Genomic DNA, 14,127 nt, shown 5'->3' on the forward strand with positions numbered 1-14,127 from the left:
ATCGCCTTTCATGGAAAAAGGTTTTCCCCCTTGATGCGCCGCCCTCGCGCGGGGCGGTCTGCGCCATCGGGCTAAGATGCCATTATGTCCGGCAGATTTCGGACCTTTGCCGCGCCGCCCCTCCGGCGGATTGATCTTCCCAAAAAGCCCGGCCTGGGATAGGGGCAGGCGTTTGATGCGTTCGGGTAGCTGACGCTGGACGCCACGAGATTCTGGAGACCTCCCATGCGCGCCGAAGCGCAGCAATATATCGACCGTATCGACGCCGCGCTGGACCTGCTGCGCCGCTTCCTCGACTGGGACCGTGCGCTACGCCGGCTGGACGAGCTGAATGCCCGCGTCGAGGATCCGACCCTGTGGGATAATGCCAAGCTGGCGCAGGAGGTGATGCGCGAGCGCACCCGTCTCGACAGCGCGATCGGCGCCACCCGCGCGATCGAGGCGGAAAAGACCGACAATGCCGAACTGATCGAAATGGCCGAGGCCGAAGGCGATGAGGATATGGTCTCCGAAGCGATCGCCGCGCTGAAGGCGCTGGCCGAGCGCGCCGACGAGGACAAGATCAAGGCGCTGCTGGCGGGCGAAGCCGATGCCAGCGACACCTATCTGGAAATCCACGCCGGCGCCGGCGGCACCGAAAGCCAGGACTGGGCCGAAATCCTGTCGCGCATGTATCGCCGCTGGGCCGAACGGCGCGGCTTCAAGGTGGAACTGGTCGATTATCAGGCGGGCGAAACCGCCGGCATCAAGTCGGCTACCTTCCTCATCAAGGGCGAAAATGCCTATGGCTATGCCAAGACCGAAAGCGGCGTCCACCGCCTGGTCCGCATCAGCCCCTATGACAGCGCCGCGCGCCGCCACACCAGCTTCTCGTCGGTCTGGGTCTATCCGGTGATCGACGACAATATCGATATCGAGGTCAAGGAGAGCGACCTCAAGATCGATACCTATCGCGCCTCGGGTGCGGGCGGCCAGCACGTCAACACCACCGACTCCGCGGTCCGCATCACCCACGTCCCCTCGGGCATCATCGTCGCGTCGCAGAATGACCGCTCGCAGCACAAGAACCGCGCGACGGCCATGAACATGCTGAAGGCGCGCCTGTATGAAGCGGAACTGCGCAAGCGCGAGGAAGCAGCGTCGACCGACTATGCTGCCAAGACCGAAATTGGCTGGGGTCACCAGATTCGCTCCTATGTGCTCCAGCCCTATCAGCTGGTGAAGGATCTGCGCACCGGCGTCACCTCGACCGCTCCGGACGATGTGCTCGATGGCGCGCTCGATCCGTTCATGGCCGCTGCGCTCAGCCAGAAGGTCACGGGCGAGAAGGTCGACGTGGAGGATGTCGACTGATGATCCGCATGGCGCTGGCGGGGCCGTTGCTCCTGCTGGCAGCCTGCGGGCCGCTGGCAGGCGGCAATCAGTCGGAACGCGCGGCCGGCGCCGCGTCCTTCCCCCGCGCCGACCGGCCGGTGGCGCCGATCGTGTCGACCCGCTGGTCGAGCGAGGAGGCGCGCGACCGGGTCAATGAGGCCGAGGACATCATGGACCGGGCCGGCATCCGGCCGGGCATGACCATTGCCGACATTGGTGCTGGCGAGGGCTATTATACCGTGCGCCTGGCCAAGCGCGTCGGCGCCAAGGGCCGGGTTCTGGCCGAGGACATCCTGCCCGAGGTGATCGATGCGCTCAGCCGTCGCATCACCCACGAAAACTGGACCAATGTCAGCGTGAAGCTGGGCGCGCCGGAAGATCCCAAGCTGCCCGAAAACAGCTTCGACCGCATCTTCATGGTCCATATGTATCATGAGATCGCCGAGCCCTATGCGTTCCTCTGGCATCTCAGCCCCGCGCTGAAAGCCGATGGCGAACTGATCGTGGTCGATGCCGATCGGCCGACCGACCAGCATGGCACGCCCCGGCGCCTGCTCACCTGCGAACTGGCGGCAATGGGCTTCCGGCTGGAGGAGATGATCGCCAAGCCGACCGCCGGTGGCTATATGGCCCGCTTCCGCCGCAGCACCGCCCGCCCCGATCCGTCCAGCATCGTCCCCTGCGCGCTGCGCGGCTAGGGGCCTGCCCAGTCCGGTTCGCGACGCGACAGTTTCATGTCCGCCGAAGTTCACACCGTTATCGGGGTGATTCACCCTATTTGCGCCAGATATGCGCCTGCCGCGCGCCGGTGGCGCGCCTGTAACGCGACAGCCGGGCAGAACGCGACGCGTCGCTGACGCGCGCCCGAAGCGACAGTGACGCGACAAGGGTGCGCCAGTCAGGCGCCGGCCAGCCATTGGCGGGATGTCGCGCATGGATTGCCGGGCACTCTCGTCCATGGACAAGGGTGGAGCAGAGAATGACCGAATAGGAAAGGGCGGCATCCCCCTCACCCAGCTACGACTAGGCAGCAAGCTGCCAAGTCTGCGCAGCCCTCTCCCTCAAGGGAGAGGGGTAGAATGTCCGCTTCCCACCGATGTCGCGCGGATCTAGTCCCGCGTGCCGGGCTGCCAATGCCTGGCGGCGCGCACGCCGGCCCGGCCGCGCCGCGCTAGTTCGCGTTTGAGGTCCGCGGGGTGGGGCGCGATCAGGAAGCCGAAGCTGACCGTACCGTCCTTGGTCTCGACCGCATGGTGCAGCCGATGCGCTTGGACGATCCGCTTCATGTAGCGCGAGCGGGCAACATAGCGGTGGCGCACCCGCTGATGGACGATGATGTCGTGGAAGCCCAGGTAGATCGCGCCATAGGCGGCGACGCCGGCGCCAACGGCCGTCGCCCAATTGCCCCAGCCCCATTGCACCCCGCCCAGCAGCAGCAGGATGGAGGGCATGGCGAAGATCACGAAATAGAGGTCATTGGCCTCGAAGAAGCCGGTGCGGGGGCGGTGGTGGCTGGCGTGGAGGAACCAGCCCGGCCCATGCATCACCCAGCGGTGCATCACATAGGCAAAGCCCTCCATCAGCGCGATCGTGACGACGAAGAGCAGCAGGAGGGCGATCGGAGGCATCGGCGCCTTATAGGCAGCGGCGCGGGCCAAGGCGACCCGTAAACACCGCATATAGGAAAGGGCCGCGATCCCCCCTGGAGAGCGTGGCCCTGTTCATCCCCGAAGGGAAGGCGGATCAGAAGGAGGCGGTGAGCGAACCGAGCACGCCGGCCTTGCTGATATTGTGGCCTGCCGACGAATAGAGCGACTTGTCGGTGTCGACATAGGATACGCCGAAGGTCAGGTGACCCCAGGTGTAGGTCGCGCCGATATTCCAGTCGGTATATTCCTTGCCGATGGTCAGGTAGCTCGGGCCAAAGCTGTGACCCAGATGCGCCGACACGCCCAGCGCGGTGTTGGGGATCGAGGCCGAGACGTCGCCAGCGAGGTAGAGATTGTCTTCCTTGCCATTGCCGACGGTCAGCGCCTTCGCCTTGGGGGCGTAGTTGGCGGTCAGCTTGGCGGTGGCGGGGCCGAACGTGCCCTTGATCGAGGCATAGGGCTCGACGAAGTCGGTGTTCGCACCGGCATTGCCCGGATAGTAATAATAGAGAACGCCGACGTCGATCGTCGCGCCGCCGACCGTGGTCGAATAGCCGCCGATCAGGTCGAGTTCCTGGTCCGAGCCGTTGGCGACATATTCGTCGATCGAACTGCCCCAGGTCGAGACATAGAAGCCCGATTCATGGGTGACGGTGATGCCGCCCTGCAGCGCGAACTTCTTGTTGGTCTGCGAAATGCCGCGGAAGCGATAATCGCTGACGACGGCGGCATTGCCGGTGACGGTCACCGCGGGAGCGGGCTCATCCTGGGCCATGGCGGGTGCCGACAGCGCAACAAGAGCGAAGGCCGAGAGGCCGAGAATGGACTTACGCATGATAATCCCCTTGATGGTTCTGCGATCGTCCCGCCTGCGTTCAGGCGCCTGCCTCTATGCTTCCCCCAGGGGAAGTGGGCCAGCTTGCCTCAACAAGTTTGGCCATGCCTGCGCGCGCTGCGGCGCACAAGATATTATTGCTGTTTCATGTCTTTTGCGTCTTTTATTGTTGCTACGACGCAACAAGGTGCGCGGCTGCGATCGCCGGATGTCCGGCGTATCTGCATGATAAGGCATAATTTATTGGATATTCGAACGCTGTCGCGGTCGCTCAGGACGGGGAATGGTCCGAAATGTCGGGCTCATTCATTGCTGGATCATGTCTGTCCTGCGGCTGCCGCAATTCGATGATCTGGCGCGGATAGGGGACGATGATGCCATGTGCCTTGAACTTGTCCAGCACCCGCATCAGCACGTCGGATGTCACCCCGCCCACGCCATTTTCCGGATCGTTGATCCAGACGCGAATCTCATGCTCCAGCCGATATTGGCCGAGCGCGGTCAGCCATACCTTGGGCTCGGGATGCTTGAGCGCGCGCGGGCTTTCCTTGGCCGCTTCCAGCATCAGTTGCTGGGCCAGCGCGATGTCGCTGTCGTTGCTGATCCCCACCGGGATGCGGACGCGGATATTGCGGTCGGAATAGGACCAGTTCTCCACCTCCTGCGTCATCAGATTTTCGTTGGGGATGAGATGCTTCTTGCCGTCGCGGGTGATGATCGACACGGCGCGCACGCCGATCTTGCTGACCCAGCCGAAACTGTCGCCGACCGCGATCACGTCACCCGGCTTGATCGACCGGTCCATCAGCAGGATGATGCCGGCGATCAGATTGCCGACCGTCTTCTGCAGGCCGAAGCCGACCGCCAGGCCCAGCGCCCCGGAAAAGACGGTGAAGGCGGTGAGGTCGATGCCCAATATGTCGATGCCGATGAAGAAGGCGGCGATGATGACGGCGATCCCGGCCAGCTTCTGGCCCAGCAACTTCTGGGTCGGGTCGAGATCGGGCGCCTTCTGGATGCTGCGCCGGATCAGCCGGTTGGCAAGGCGGATACCGGCAAGCAGCGCGACCAATGTCGCCGCAACCGACAATAGGTCGAGCAGGCTGATCCGCCGCTTGCCCAGCGTCAGCGCGACATCATCGAGCATCGACCCGACCGGCGCGATGCCGCCGCTGCTGCCCGATATCACCATGACGAACAGCAGCAGGGCGAGCGGGGTAATCGCCCAGCGCGGGAAGCTGAGCGCCTGCAGCAGATGCAGCGCGAACAGGGCGACGGCGAGGGCGAGCGCGGCGCCCAGGATCAGATGGGCGATGCTGTCCGCCGGCCACAGCGCCAGTGCCGTCGCGAACAGCGGCACGCTGATCGCATGACGCAGCATCGGGCGAATATGGGTGGAGACCAGTTCGCTGAGCGCGGGCAGCCTGTCCTTCACCCGCGGCGCCAGCAGGCGCGCCGCGCTATGGGCAATGGCATAGAGCAGCAGCGCGATGCCGACCGCGATCAGCGGCTGGGTGATGTCCGCATTGCCCGGCAGTCGGGCCAGCCATGCGGACAGCTGCGTCATCCGCGCGCTGCCCGGAAGCGGGCGAGACCGGCGTCAAGGTCGGCGATCAGGTCGGTGGGATCCTCCAGCCCGATCTGCAGCCGGATGACCGGCACTTCCGCCTGCCAGGCGGTCGCGGTGCGATAGCGGGCCGGATCGACCGGCAGGGCCAGGCTCTCGAACCCGCCCCAGCTATAGCCGATGCCGAAATGAGCGAGCCCGTCGATCAGCGCGGCGCGGGCCGCCTCGTCCCCGCCCTGCAGCACGAAGCTGAACAGGCCGGTCGAGCCGCTGAAATCGCGCGCCCACAATTCATGGCCGGGGCAATCGGGCAGAGCGGGATGCAGCACGCGGGCAACGTCGGGCTGGTCCTTCAACCACTGCGCGATCTGCAGTGCGCTCGCCTGATGCTGGGCCAGGCGGACGCCCAGCGTGCGCAGGCCCCGGCTGGCAAGCCAGGCATCGTCGGGGCTGGTCATCTGGCCGAACAGATAGGCAGACTGGCGGACTTTCGGGAACAGCGCCGGTGTGGCAGTGACCGACCCCATCATCACGTCGCTATGGCCGACAATATATTTGGTGCAGGCGAGGATCGAAATATCGACGCCATGGGCCAGCGCCGGGAAGAAAAGCGGCGTCGCCCAGGTATTGTCGAGCAGGGTGGTGATGCCGCGATCGCGCGCGATCGCGGTGATCGCCGGCACGTCCTGCACCTCGAAGGTCAGGCTGCCGGGGCATTCCAGAAAGATGGCGCGGGTGCGATCGGTCAGCAGCTCGGCGATGCCGGCGCCGATGGTCGGATCATAATAGAGCGTCTCGACGCCGAAGGGTTTCAGCACCTGTTCGCAGAAATTGCGGGTCGGATCATAGGCGCTGTCGACCATCAGCAACTGGTCGCCCGGCCGCAGCACCGCCATCAGCGCGCAGGCGATCGCCGCCACGCCCGAGGGGAAGAGCATCGTGCCCTCCGCGCCCGGCTCCATCTCGGTCAGCGCATCGGCCAGGCTCCAGCTGGTCGGCGTGCCCTTGCGCCCGTAGAACAGCCGTTCATGCGTGCTGCTGCCAGCCGCCTTCCGCAGATGGGCGACATCGTCATAGAGGATGGTGGAAGCGCGCCACACGCCCGGACTGACGATCGCGCCGGGTTGCCCCGGCATGCCGGTCCAGTCGGCGCGGCGGCCGGCCTGCGCCAGTCGGGTTAGCGGCCTTCTGCTGTCCTCGCTCATGCGGCCGGCCCGGTCGCCTTGGGCGTGGCGGGATCGAACCCCCATTCCGACCAACTGCCGTCATAGAGGCTGACGTCGCGCTTCCCGAGCGTTTCGAGCGCCGCGAGGATGATCGCCGCGGTCACGCCGCTGCCGCAGGTGGTGATGATCGGCCGGTCGAGATCGGTGCCGGCGTCGATCAGCAGGCGGCGCAGCTCCTCGCCCTGCTTCAGGCTGTTGTCGGCGGCGAAGAAGGCGGAGGAGGGGATGTTGCGGCTGCCGGGGATATGGCCCGACGCCATGCCGGGGCGGGGTTCGGCCTCGGCGCCGGTGAAGCGCCCTGCGCCGCGTGCATCGAGCAGTTGCGCCGTGCCGCTGGCGAGATTGGCGAGGATGTCCGCCTTGCTACGGACCTGTGTGCGGTCGAGCCGGGCGACGGCGTTGCCCGGCTCGATGGCGGGCATGCCGCTGTCGACCTGGCGGCCTTCGGCGACCCATTTGGGCAGGCCGCCGTCCAGGATCGCAGCCGATGCGCCCAGGCCATAGACGCGCATCATCCACCAGCCGCGCGCCGCGCTGTGGGTCGGGCTATTGTCATAGACGACGATGCGGCTGTCGGCGTTGACGCCCAGCGCCTGCATGCGCTGCGTCATCAGCGCGTCGGGCGGCAACTGGCCCGGTACCGGATCGGCGGGATCGCTGAGGCTCGGCAGGTCCATATAGGCGGCGCCGGGGATATGGGCCGCGTCGAATTCGGCGCGCGGGTCGCGCGGCGTGCCGGGCAGGAACAGGCTGGCGTCGAGAATGACGAGATCGGGCTTGCCGATTTCGCCGGCCAGCCAGTCGGTGGAAACGATAATGTCCATGCGGCCCCTTTTGCCTTGTCCGGCAGGCACTTTAGGAGCGCCTGGCCGGACAGGAAAGGGAAATGCTCAGGCCGGCGGCACTTCGGCGGCGGCGCGGGCGGCCGGCCGGCGATATTGGCGCGGCCCCTGGTCGAGGCGGAAAGGCGACAGGCGTTCGGCGGGCGGATCCTGTTCCTGGCCGACGATGAAGGCGCGACCGGTGCGGCCGGTGCCTTCGGGCGCTTCCTCATCCTCGCCCCAGCGATAATGGGCGTCGAAGGCGGCTATCGGCACCAGTAGCGACCGTTCGCCCATCGTCACCGGCACGATCTCGTCCTGGGCTAGGCGCAGTTCATTGGTCATGCGCACGGTTTCGCCCGGCGCGATCGAGACGATCGAATGCAGCGGCATGCCGGTCTCGCCACCGAAGAAATGGCGCAGCAACGCATCCTGCTGCGCGCCCGCATTGCCCAATATGCCGCGCACCATGATGTCGCGGGCCGGGCGATCGCCGCGATTGTGGAGCAGCAGCGTGTAGCCGATGGTCACACCGATCAGCGAGGAGCGGGCGAGGCTGATGTCGAGGCCGAGGTCGATCCAGGGGCGATCGCCGGCGTCGCTGGCCGGCGCAGCTGCCACGGGTTCGGGGGCAGGGGCTGGCGTGGGCGCCGGAATGGGCGCGGGAGCAGGGGCCGGAGCCGGAGCAGGCGGGGGCGGCGCAACGGGGGCCGGGGCTGGCCGGGGTGCTGCCGGGGGTGGCGCGCTCGCCGGCACGGCGTCGACGTCCGAAGCCGCACGACGGCGCCGCATCAGCAGGAAGCCGGCGATTACCGCCAGCGCGGCGATGGCGGCGGCGATCCAGGGCCAGCTCAGCCCCTGCGCTTCGGTTTCCGGCGCGGGTTCGGCAGCGGTGACGCTGTTGTCGGCCGTGACCGGCTCGGGCGCGGGCAGCGCGGCTGGCGGCGGCGTTTCCACCGCGTTGGCGGCATTGTCCGGCTCCGCCACAGCGGGCGCCGGGCGGGGCTGCGCCGGTGTGGCGTCGCGCGCGACCGGGCGTTCGGCCGGGGTAGGGGCGGGCGTCGTGCGCGGTGTTTCGGTGCGCGTCGGCGCTTGCGTCGGTGTCGGGCGCTGCGGTGCGGGGGCAGGGGTGGTCGCGGGCGTGCGCTGGGTCGGTGCTGGCGTCACCGTGGGGGCGACGATCGGCGGCAACGACGGCGTGGGTGTCGGGGTCGGCGTTGCCGTGCCCCGGAACACGTCGAGTTCCGGGCCTTGACGGCGCGGGTCATCGGCCGGCGGCGGCGGCGCGGCGCGCTGCAGATTGACGACCGGATCGCTGCCGGTGGCTTGCTGTGCCAGCGCGGGTGTGACTGCCAGCAGCGGCAGGGCGGAAAGGAACAGACGCATAGACCCCATGGCCCTGCCAAGGCAGAAATTTTGCTGAACGCCAGATGAACGGGTGGCCTTGCGCGCCGGACCGATGACAAATTGCGTGTAATCGACTACATGCGCCCTCATGACCGATACCCCGCTCCATCTCGGCCGCGCCAGCACCCTGCCGCAGCGGCCCGAGGACGCCGTCCTCGACTATGTCCCCAATCCCCGTCCGGGCAAGCCCTATCTGGTGCGCTTCACGGCGCCGGAATTCACCTCGCTCTGCCCGGTGACCGGCCAGCCCGACTTCGCCCATCTGGTGATCGACTATGCGCCCGGCGCGACGATCGTCGAATCCAAGGCGCTCAAGCTGTTCCTGGGCAGCTTCCGCAACCATGCCGGCTTCCACGAGGATTGCACCGTCGGCATCGGTGAGCGGCTGTTCACCGAAATGCAGCCGATCTGGCTGCGCATCGGCGGCTATTGGTATCCGCGCGGCGGCATCCCGATCGACGTCTTCTGGCAGTCGGGCGAGCCGCCCGCCGGCCTGTGGCTGCCGCCGCAGGACGTGCCGGGCTATCGCGGCCGCGGCTGAATATCTGATCCATAGGCTGCGCCGATCATGTAGGATGCCGCAAGCCTCATGGCTTTCTATCGTAATCGTCGGGCGGAACTGGACCCGTCCGACGGTTCGCGCTGGCATTTGCTGATCAAGGAAATTCGCCTGCGCGAAGCATGCGGCATAGAAGAAGCCTATGCCATCGCATTGACTGATCCCATTTGGCGGCGTTGGTTCGAGCGCCAGATCAATAGCGATCCTACCTGCCGGAAGGCCGCATTGCGGCACATGCGCGATAACGGCGATCGCTCGCTCATCGTCCAGCGGGACGGAAGGCTTTTCGTCCGATAGCCACTCTGCCCTTGTTGGACGAACGCGCAACAGGCTTCGACCAACGACATTCTCTTGCGGATAGTTCACTTGACCCCCCGCGGGAAAGGGCCGATCCGGTTTGCATGTTGCGCGTGACTATGTCTCATTGCGCCATCCAAGCCGTATCGGAGTTGCTTCCCCCATGCCCTTGTCGAAAATCCTGCCGTTCCTGATGGCGGCCGCGCCGCTGGCGATCGCCGCGCCCGCGTTGGCCCAGACCGCGCCTGCCGGCCCCGCCGCCGGCGTCACCACCCAGCTGCCCCGTGGCGCTGCGCCCAGCCATTATGCGATCGAAGTGACGCCCGATGCGGCGAACCTCAAATTCACCGGCAAGGTGACGATCGACGTTACTGTCGCCGCCGCCATGCCGGCGCTGGTGCTCAACGCGGCCGACCTGACCGTTTCCAGCGTCACGCTGACCCCGGCCAAGGGCAAGGCGATCACCGGCACGGCCAAGGTGGATGCCGATGCCCAGACCGTCAGCCTCGACTTCGGCAAGCCGGTCCAACCGGGCAGCTACAAGCTGACCATGGTCTATGCCGGCATCATCAACCAGCAGGCGAACGGCCTGTTCGCGCTCGACTATACCGACAATGAAGGCGCCGCGAAGCGCGCGCTCTTCACCCAGTTCGAGGCACCCGACGCCCGCCGTTTCGTGCCGAGCTTCGACGAGCCGAGCTACAAGGCGACGTTCGACCTCAGCGCCGTGGTGCCGGCGGACCAGCTGGCGGTCGGCAACATGCCGGTCAAGGCGACCAAGGATCTGGGCGGGGCCAAGAAGCTGGTGACCTTCGGCACCAGCCCCAAAATGTCCTCCTACCTGCTCTTCTTTGGCCTCGGCGAACTGGACCGCGCGACCAAGATGGCGGGCAATACCGAAGTCGGCGTCATCACCGGCCGGGGCAATACCGGCAAGGCGCAGTTGGCGCTCGACGCATCGGCGGCGATCCTGCCTTATTATAACGATTATTTCGGCGTGCCCTTCCCGCTGCCCAAGCTCGACAATGTCGCGGGTCCGGGCCAGAGCCAGTTCTTCAGCGCGATGGAGAATTGGGGCGCGATCTTCACCTTCGAACGTACCCTGCTGGTCGATCCGCGCTTCACCTCCGAAGAGACCAAGCGCGCCATCTATGAAGTGGCCGCGCATGAAATGGCGCACCAGTGGTTCGGCGATCTCGTCACCATGGCCTGGTGGGACGATCTCTGGCTGAACGAAGGTTTTGCGAGCTGGATGGCGACCAAGGTCACTGACAAGCTGAACCCGGAATGGGAAGCGCTGCTGTCGCGCGTCGATGGCCGCGAGCGGGCGATGAGCCTAGACGCGCTCAAGACCACCCACCCGGTCGTGCAGAAGATCACCACCGTCGATCAGGTGAACCAGGCGTTCGACGCCATCACCTATCAGAAGGGTGAAGCCGTCATCACCATGCTTGAAGGCTATGCCGGCGAGGATGCGTGGAAGGCGGGCATCCAGTCCTACATGAAGCAACATGCCTATGGGAACACCGTCACCGACGATCTGTGGAAGGCGGTCGAGGGCGCGGGCGCCAAGGGCCTGGTCAGCATCGCGCATGATTTCACCAGCCAGCCAGGCATCCCGCTGGTCAAGGTGGAGAGCGCCCAGTGCCAGGGCGGCAACACCATCCTGACGCTGAGCCAGGGCGAATATAGCCGCGACGCCAAGGACAAGACCCCGCTCAAGTGGAATGTGCCGGTGAAGGCGCAGGTACAGGGCGGCGAGGCGCAGCGCCTGATCCTGCAGGGCAATGGCCAGATCACGCTGCCGGGCTGCGGCGCCTATGTGATCAATGCGGGCCAGACCGGCTATTATCGTGCGCTCTATCCCGCCGCCAATATCCAGGCACTGGCCAAGGGCTTCAGCCAGCTGTCCAGCATGGACCAGACGGGCCTGATGGCGGACAATTTCCAGCTGGCGCTGGGTGGCTATCAGCCGATCGGTCTGGCGCTCGACCTGGTCGACGCGGTGCCGGTCAATGGCAGTCCGTCGGTGCTGGCCGAAGTGCCCGGCTATTTGAAGAGCAGCTATGACATGCTGGAGGGCGATGCCGCCGCCCAGGCGAAGGTCGCGGCCTATGCATCGGCCAAGCTGACCCCGGCGCTGACAGCTATTGGCTATGATGCCAAGGCCGGCGAAGGGCCGCAGGTGCCGGTGCTGCGCACCAGCCTGGTCGCGACGCTGGGCAGCATGGGCGACAAGGGCGTGGTGGCCGAGGCCAACCGCCGCTTCGCCGCGCTGGCGACCAACCCGGCCGCGCTCGACGGGCCGCTGCGCAATGTCTGGCTGGGCATCATCGCCCAGAATGCCGACCAGGCGACCTGGGACAAGCTGCGCGTGATGGCCAAGGGTGCGCAGAGCGACCTCGAAAAGAGCACGCTCTACGCGCTGCTCGGCAAGGCGAAGGATGAGAAACTGGGCCAGCAGGCCCTAGATCTCGCCTTGACCGACGAGCCGGGCAAGACCACCAGCGCCGCGATCATCGGCCAGGTGGGCGTCGCCCATCCGATGCTGGCGGTCGACTATGTGCTGGCGCACAAGGCGCAATATGAGGCGCTGATCGACGTGTCGGCGCGCAGCCAAGCGCTGGCCCGTCTGGGTGGTGGATCGGCCGACCCGGCGATGGTGACCAAGCTGGACGCCTATGCGACCCAGTATCTGACGCCGGAATCGCGCAAGGTGGTCGACCGCTCGATCGCCGCGATCAAGACCCGGATCGAGACGCGCAGCCGCCTGAAGGCGCCGACCGCGGCCTGGTTCGCGGCGAAGAAGTAACGGCATCGGGCGGCGGAGCGATCCGCCGCCCTTTCCAAATGGGAAGAGCATGAATCAGACGGAACCGCGGGTCGGATGCGGCGCGGCGATCCTGCGCGATGGCAGGTTGCTGCTGGTGCAGCGGCGGCGCGAGCCGGAGGCGGGGCATTGGGGCCTGCCGGGCGGCAAGGTCGACCTGTTCGAGACGATGGCCGCCGCGGCCGAGCGCGAGATTTTCGAGGAGCTGGGCCTGACGATCAGGGCGCGTGAATTGCTGTGCCTGACGGACCAGATCGATGAAGCGCGCGGCACCCATTGGGTCGCGCCAGTCTATCTGGTCGAGGACGCGCAGGGCGATCCGGTGGTGATGGAGCCGGAGGCGCTGGCGGCATGCGGCTGGTTTGCGCTGGATGCGCTGCCGCAGCCGCTGACCCTGTCGACACGGGCGGCGCTGGCCGCCTTGCAGGCGCGATAGAATGAGGAAGGGCGGCATCGCGGCCGCCCTTGCCGGTGTTTCGATCAGTTCGGCAGGCCCAATGCCTTGGCAATGTCATCCCAGGCGACCAGCTTGAAATTCTGCGCCGCCGCCGCGTTATGGCCATCCTGCGCAATGAACAGGCCGCCGGGATAGGCCGGGCCGAAATCGCCCAGCATCAGTTCGATGCCGTCGGTTTCCTCCGACCCGCCAATCGCGCCGTCGACGACGCGGAAGCGACCGACATAGGCGTCGTCGGACAGGCGATAGGCGACATAGGCATTGTCGCCCTGGCTGGAGACGAGGACATAGCCGTCCTTCGCGCCGATTTGGGCGATGGCGACGCCTTCGGCATCCATGACCAGATTCTTGCCGTCGGCCGCCGCGATTTTCGTGGGCGTGGTGGCGCCAGATGCGCGCGCGTCGAAGCGCCACAGGCCGACATCTTCCTCCGCGACATAGAGGATGCCGGTGCGGTCATCCACGGCGCAGCCTTCCGACTGGGTGCCAAGCTTCATGCTGCGGACGATCCTGCCGGTGGGCGTCGCGCCCGACGCATCGAGCGCGACCTGGTGGATCGTCCCATCCATCAGCACGATGAAGGCGTAGGTCGCCTCCGGCGCCTTGTACAGACAGATGCCATAGGCCTCGCCCTTGCCGGCATCGACCTTGCCGAGGGCTGTCAGTTTCGCTGTCACGCTGTCGAGCCGGAACAGCGCCAGCTTGGCGTTTACCACATCATTGCGGTCCGACGCGACCACCAGGATACCGGTCTGGCCGTTCACCGCCACGCCATCGCGCAGATCGACATTGTTGACCCGGCCGGCATCCAGGAAATCGCGGGTCTTGCCGTCCAGGCCATAGACATAGAGGCCGGCCTTCTTGTCGGTGCCGACGATCAGGCTCGCGGCCGGATTGGCGGCATTGCGCCAGATCGCCGGATCATCCGCCGCGTCGGCATTGGGTGTGCCGACCGGAGTGGTTTCGCCGCGCGCGGTGACGGTTACGGCCGGGGTCGCATTGGCGATGCGGACGGCGACCGGCACTTCCGTCTCGGCGGTGGTGCAGGCGGCCAGCGTGAGAAGGCTGGTGAGCGACAGGAAGAAGGGCTTCATCACGATATTCC

At 66.4% G+C, this 14,127-nt stretch carries 13 protein-coding genes; 6 read left to right on the forward strand and 7 right to left on the reverse strand.

Going from position 1 to position 14,127, the window contains the following annotated elements; translation table 11 throughout:
• The first annotated feature begins 225 nt into the window (after positions 1 to 225).
• Together prfB and DIZ22_RS20780 are read left to right on the forward strand one after the other, a co-directional pair.
• On the forward strand, positions 226 to 1,353 hold the full coding sequence (prfB, locus tag DIZ22_RS20775) for a peptide chain release factor 2 (protein ID WP_048936311.1): 1,128 nt from the start codon (positions 226 to 228) through the stop codon (positions 1,351 to 1,353).
• Positions 1,353 to 2,072 (forward strand): methyltransferase domain-containing protein, encoded by a 720-nt coding sequence (locus DIZ22_RS20780; RefSeq protein ID WP_122928707.1) that lies wholly within the window; start codon positions 1,353 to 1,355, stop codon positions 2,070 to 2,072. Before prfB ends, DIZ22_RS20780 begins: the two co-directional genes overlap by 1 nt.
• 411 nt (positions 2,073 to 2,483) lie before the next feature.
• Here the strand turns inward: DIZ22_RS20780 and DIZ22_RS20785 are convergent, their stop codons facing one another.
• The 6 genes from DIZ22_RS20785 to DIZ22_RS20810 all read right to left on the reverse strand — a co-directional run bounded on the left by DIZ22_RS20785 (position 2,484) and on the right by DIZ22_RS20810 (position 8,858).
• Positions 2,484 to 3,002 (reverse strand): sterol desaturase family protein, encoded by a 519-nt coding sequence (locus tag DIZ22_RS20785; protein WP_048936451.1) that lies wholly within the window; start codon positions 3,000 to 3,002, stop codon positions 2,484 to 2,486.
• Between the two features lie 115 nt (positions 3,003 to 3,117).
• Positions 3,118 to 3,858 (reverse strand): TorF family putative porin, encoded by a 741-nt coding sequence (locus tag DIZ22_RS20790; RefSeq protein ID WP_048936313.1) that lies wholly within the window; start codon positions 3,856 to 3,858, stop codon positions 3,118 to 3,120.
• Positions 3,859 to 4,129: 271 nt separating this feature from the next.
• A complete protein-coding gene (locus tag DIZ22_RS20795) occupies positions 4,130 to 5,425 on the reverse strand; it encodes a mechanosensitive ion channel domain-containing protein (RefSeq protein WP_048936314.1) in 1,296 nt (431 codons plus the stop codon).
• A complete protein-coding gene (gene metC / locus DIZ22_RS20800; protein ID WP_048936315.1) occupies positions 5,422 to 6,630 on the reverse strand; it encodes a cystathionine beta-lyase in 1,209 nt (402 codons plus the stop codon). The genes DIZ22_RS20795 and metC overlap by 4 nt, the downstream gene beginning before the upstream one ends.
• Positions 6,627 to 7,475 carry a 3-mercaptopyruvate sulfurtransferase gene (gene sseA, locus DIZ22_RS20805; RefSeq protein WP_048936316.1) on the reverse strand — a complete coding sequence of 283 codons (849 nt, stop codon included), beginning with the start codon at positions 7,473 to 7,475 and terminating at the stop codon, positions 6,627 to 6,629. The genes metC and sseA overlap by 4 nt, the downstream gene beginning before the upstream one ends.
• A gap of 66 nt (positions 7,476 to 7,541) precedes the next feature.
• On the reverse strand, positions 7,542 to 8,858 hold the full coding sequence (locus tag DIZ22_RS20810) for a hypothetical protein (protein WP_048936317.1): 1,317 nt from the start codon (positions 8,856 to 8,858) through the stop codon (positions 7,542 to 7,544).
• A gap of 109 nt (positions 8,859 to 8,967) precedes the next feature.
• Between DIZ22_RS20810 and queF the strand changes: the two genes are divergently transcribed.
• From queF to DIZ22_RS20830, 4 genes are all read left to right on the forward strand, one after another.
• A complete protein-coding gene (gene queF / locus DIZ22_RS20815; RefSeq protein ID WP_004210067.1) occupies positions 8,968 to 9,420 on the forward strand; it encodes a preQ(1) synthase in 453 nt (150 codons plus the stop codon).
• A gap of 48 nt (positions 9,421 to 9,468) precedes the next feature.
• Positions 9,469 to 9,735 carry a hypothetical protein gene (locus tag DIZ22_RS20820; protein ID WP_122928710.1) on the forward strand — a complete coding sequence of 89 codons (267 nt, stop codon included), beginning with the start codon at positions 9,469 to 9,471 and terminating at the stop codon, positions 9,733 to 9,735.
• 163 nt (positions 9,736 to 9,898) lie between these two features.
• The gene (locus tag DIZ22_RS20825; protein ID WP_048936319.1) at positions 9,899 to 12,547 is read left to right on the forward strand and encodes a M1 family metallopeptidase; all 2,649 of its coding nucleotides are present in this window, start codon (positions 9,899 to 9,901) and stop codon (positions 12,545 to 12,547) included.
• 49 nt (positions 12,548 to 12,596) lie between these two features.
• Positions 12,597 to 13,001, forward strand: a complete 405-nt coding sequence (locus tag DIZ22_RS20830) for an NUDIX domain-containing protein (protein ID WP_048936320.1) — start codon at positions 12,597 to 12,599, stop codon at positions 12,999 to 13,001.
• A gap of 44 nt (positions 13,002 to 13,045) precedes the next feature.
• On the opposite strand, the gene DIZ22_RS20835 is transcribed toward DIZ22_RS20830, so the two are convergent.
• Positions 13,046 to 14,116, reverse strand: coding sequence for a phytase (locus tag DIZ22_RS20835; RefSeq protein ID WP_048936452.1), 1,071 nt, complete (start codon positions 14,114 to 14,116; stop codon positions 13,046 to 13,048).
• Positions 14,117 to 14,127: the final 11 nt, after the last annotated feature.

This window comes from Sphingobium sp. LF-16, from assembly GCF_003711185.1.
GTDB classification, from domain to species: Bacteria; Pseudomonadota; Alphaproteobacteria; order Sphingomonadales; family Sphingomonadaceae; genus Sphingobium; species Sphingobium yanoikuyae_A.

Coding starts and splice junctions, on each gene's coding strand:
- queF (WP_004210067.1), top strand. CDS start 8,968: ATGACCGATACCCCGCTCCATCTCGGCCGCGCCAGCACCCTGCCGCAG.
- DIZ22_RS20835 (WP_048936452.1), bottom strand. CDS start 14,116: ATGAAGCCCTTCTTCCTGTCGCTCACCAGCCTTCTCACGCTGGCCGCC.
- prfB (WP_048936311.1), top strand. CDS start 226: ATGCGCGCCGAAGCGCAGCAATATATCGACCGTATCGACGCCGCGCTG.
- DIZ22_RS20825 (WP_048936319.1), top strand. CDS start 9,899: ATGCCCTTGTCGAAAATCCTGCCGTTCCTGATGGCGGCCGCGCCGCTG.
- DIZ22_RS20810 (WP_048936317.1), bottom strand. CDS start 8,858: ATGCGTCTGTTCCTTTCCGCCCTGCCGCTGCTGGCAGTCACACCCGCG.
- metC (WP_048936315.1), bottom strand. CDS start 6,630: ATGAGCGAGGACAGCAGAAGGCCGCTAACCCGACTGGCGCAGGCCGGC.
- DIZ22_RS20830 (WP_048936320.1), top strand. CDS start 12,597: ATGAATCAGACGGAACCGCGGGTCGGATGCGGCGCGGCGATCCTGCGC.
- sseA (WP_048936316.1), bottom strand. CDS start 7,475: ATGGACATTATCGTTTCCACCGACTGGCTGGCCGGCGAAATCGGCAAG.
- DIZ22_RS20790 (WP_048936313.1), bottom strand. CDS start 3,858: ATGCGTAAGTCCATTCTCGGCCTCTCGGCCTTCGCTCTTGTTGCGCTG.
- DIZ22_RS20780 (WP_122928707.1), top strand. CDS start 1,353: ATGATCCGCATGGCGCTGGCGGGGCCGTTGCTCCTGCTGGCAGCCTGC.
- DIZ22_RS20785 (WP_048936451.1), bottom strand. CDS start 3,002: ATGCCTCCGATCGCCCTCCTGCTGCTCTTCGTCGTCACGATCGCGCTG.
- DIZ22_RS20795 (WP_048936314.1), bottom strand. CDS start 5,425: ATGACGCAGCTGTCCGCATGGCTGGCCCGACTGCCGGGCAATGCGGAC.
- DIZ22_RS20820 (WP_122928710.1), top strand. CDS start 9,469: ATGGCTTTCTATCGTAATCGTCGGGCGGAACTGGACCCGTCCGACGGT.